Origin of the sequence: Hansschlegelia zhihuaiae, assembly GCF_004103825.1 — a bacterium.
Taxonomy (GTDB): domain Bacteria; phylum Pseudomonadota; class Alphaproteobacteria; order Rhizobiales; family Methylopilaceae; genus Methylopila; species Methylopila zhihuaiae.
In genome coordinates this window covers 1-2,495 of record NZ_RYFI01000044.1, presented here as the reverse complement: position 1 = coordinate 2,495, position 2,495 = coordinate 1, and the positions used below count along the sequence as shown (strand labels likewise).

At 67.7% G+C, this 2,495-nt stretch carries 2 protein-coding genes; both read left to right on the top strand.

Annotated elements, in window-relative coordinates; translation table 11 throughout:
* The first annotated feature begins 116 nt into the window (after window positions 1-116).
* Complete coding sequence (istA, locus tag EK403_RS21970) at window positions 117-1,613, top strand: IS21 family transposase (protein ID WP_128779583.1); 1,497 nt, start codon at window positions 117-119, stop codon at window positions 1,611-1,613.
* The gene (gene istB, locus EK403_RS21965) at window positions 1,613-2,341 is read left to right on the top strand and encodes an IS21-like element helper ATPase IstB (protein ID WP_128779582.1); all 729 of its coding nucleotides are present in this window, start codon (window positions 1,613-1,615) and stop codon (window positions 2,339-2,341) included. The genes istA and istB overlap by 1 nt, the downstream gene beginning before the upstream one ends.
* The last annotated feature ends 154 nt before the right edge of the window (window positions 2,342-2,495 follow it).

Below are 2,495 nucleotides of genomic sequence, written 5' to 3'. Positions count from 1 at the left end.
TGTGATCCGGCGTGGAATTTTGACCCCGTAGGTCGGGGGATCGGCGTCCAATTTTGACCCCCTGATTGGCGCGTTGCGCATGCTGCCTGTCTTTGTCGAGGACGGGCTGCCGGGGGATGAAGGGCGTGGACACGATCGCGCGGATCCGCCGCGAGCATTTTGTGCGCGGCAAGACGATCAAGGAGATCGTCCGCGAGCTGCACGTGTCGCGGAACACGGTGCGCAAGGTGTTGCGGTCGGGGGCGACGGCGTTCGAGTACGAGCGCGAAGTCCAGCCGCTCCCGAAGCTCGGGCCCTGGCGTAGCGACCTTGACCGGCTGCTAACGGAGAACGAGGGACGGGCGGCGCGCGAGCGGCTGACGCTGATCCGGATCTTCGAGGCGCTGCGGGCGCTGGGCTACGAAGGCGGCTACGACGCGGTCCGGCGCTACGCCCGCGGTCGGCAGCGTGAGCGGTCGTCGTCATCGGCGGCGTTCGTGCCGCTGAGCTTCGATCCGGGCGAGGCCTACCAGTTCGACTGGAGCCACGAGATCGTCCTGATCAACGGCGTCACCACGACCGTGAAGGTCGCACACGTCCGGCTCTGTCACTCGCGGATGCTGTTCGTTCGGGCTTACCCGCGCGAGAGCCAGGAGATGGTGTTCGACGCCCACGACCGGGCGTTCGCCTTCTTCAAGGGAACCTGCACGCGCGGGATCTACGACAACATGAAGACCGCGGTGGAGACGATCCTCGTCGGCCGCGAGCGCGCCTACAATCGGCGCTTCCTGCAGATGTGCAGCCACTACCTGATCGACCCCGTGGCCTGCACGCCGGCCTCGGGCTGGGAGAAGGGGCAGGTCGAGAACCAAGTCGGGCTGGTGCGCGAGCGCTTCTTCACGCCGCGCGTCCGGGCGAAGAGCTATGACGAGCTGAACGCCTGGCTGCTCGACCAGGCGATCGCCTACGCCAAGGCGCATCGTCATCCCGAGTTCGCCGAGCGGACCGTGTGGGAGGCGTTCGAGGCCGAGCGCCCGAGCCTCGTTCCCTATGCCGGCCGCTTCGACGGCTTCCACGCCGTGCCGGCGTCGGTGTCCAAGACCTGCCTCGTGCGGTTCGACAACAACAAGTACTCGGTCGCCGCGAGCGCGATCGGCCGCCCGGTCGAGATCCGCGCGTACGCCGACCGGATCGAGCTTCGCCAGGACGGACGGATCGTCGGCGACCACCCGCGCTGCTTCGGCCGCGGCCAGACCGTGTTCGATCCCTGGCACTACGTTCCGGTGCTGGCTCGTAAGCCCGGCGCGCTCAGGAACGGAGCGCCGTTCAAGGACTGGGTGCTGCCGGCGAGCCTCGAGAAGGTCCGGCGCAAGCTTGCGAGCGTCGATGACGGCGACCGTCAGATGGTGGCGATCCTCGCCGCGGTGCTGAGCGACGGCTTGTCCGCAGTCGAGGCCGCCTGCGCCGAGACTCTGCGTGAGGGCGTCTGCTCAGCCGACGTCGTCCTGAACATCCTCGCCCGGCGCCGGGACCCCGCGCCGCCGGTCACGATCATGACGCCCGAAGCGTTGCGGCTCGCCGTCGAGCCGACCGCCGACTGCGCCCGATACGACAGCCTCAGGAGGGCCGTGTGATGGAGCGTTCCGCGATACTGACCACCATGGGCGAGCTGAAGCTCTACGGCATGAAGGCCGCCTTCGACGAGATCATCGCGACCGCGGTGAAGCGCCAGCACGAGCCTCAACGCATCGTCGGCGACCTGCTCACCGCCGAGATCAGCGAGAAGCAGGCGCGCTCGATCAAGTACCAGATCACCATCGCCAAGCTGCCGCTCGCCCGCGACGTCGAGGACTTCGCCTTCGACGACACGCCAATCAACGAGACCCTGATCCGCGACCTCGCCGGCGGCGAGTTCCTGGCCCATCAGCGCAACGTCGTGCTGGTCGGCGGCACCGGGACCGGCAAGACCCACCTCGCCATCGCGATCGCCCGGTCCTGCATCCGCGACGGCGCCCGAGGCCGGTTCTTCAACGTGGTCGACCTCGTCAACAAGCTCGAGGCCGAAGGCCGTTCAGGCCGCCAGGGCCGGATGGCCGACTACCTCGGCCGCCTCGACTTCGTGGTCCTCGACGAGCTCGGCTACCTGCCGTTCGCGCAGTCCGGCGGACAGCTCCTGTTCCACCTGATCAGCCGCCTCTACGAGCAGACTTCGATCATCGTCACCACCAACCTCGCCTTCGGCGAATGGCCGAGCGTGTTCGGCGACGCCAAGATGACCACCGCGCTGCTCGACCGGCTCACCCACCATTGCGACATCGTCGAGACCGGCAACGAGAGCTGGCGCTTCAAGAACCGCGCCTGAGCTCCGCCCCAGACCCTAGCCCTCTGGACGTCGATCCCGCCGACGCTGCGCAACCCCGACCAGCTCCGCGCCGGCGGGATCGACACCGCTCACCCAGCTTCAGGGGGTCAACATTGGACGCCGATAAGGGGTCAAAGTTCAGCGCCGATTGACA

Coding starts and splice junctions, on each gene's coding strand:
- istB (WP_128779582.1), top strand. CDS start 1,613: ATGGAGCGTTCCGCGATACTGACCACCATGGGCGAGCTGAAGCTCTAC.
- istA (WP_128779583.1), top strand. CDS start 117: ATGAAGGGCGTGGACACGATCGCGCGGATCCGCCGCGAGCATTTTGTG.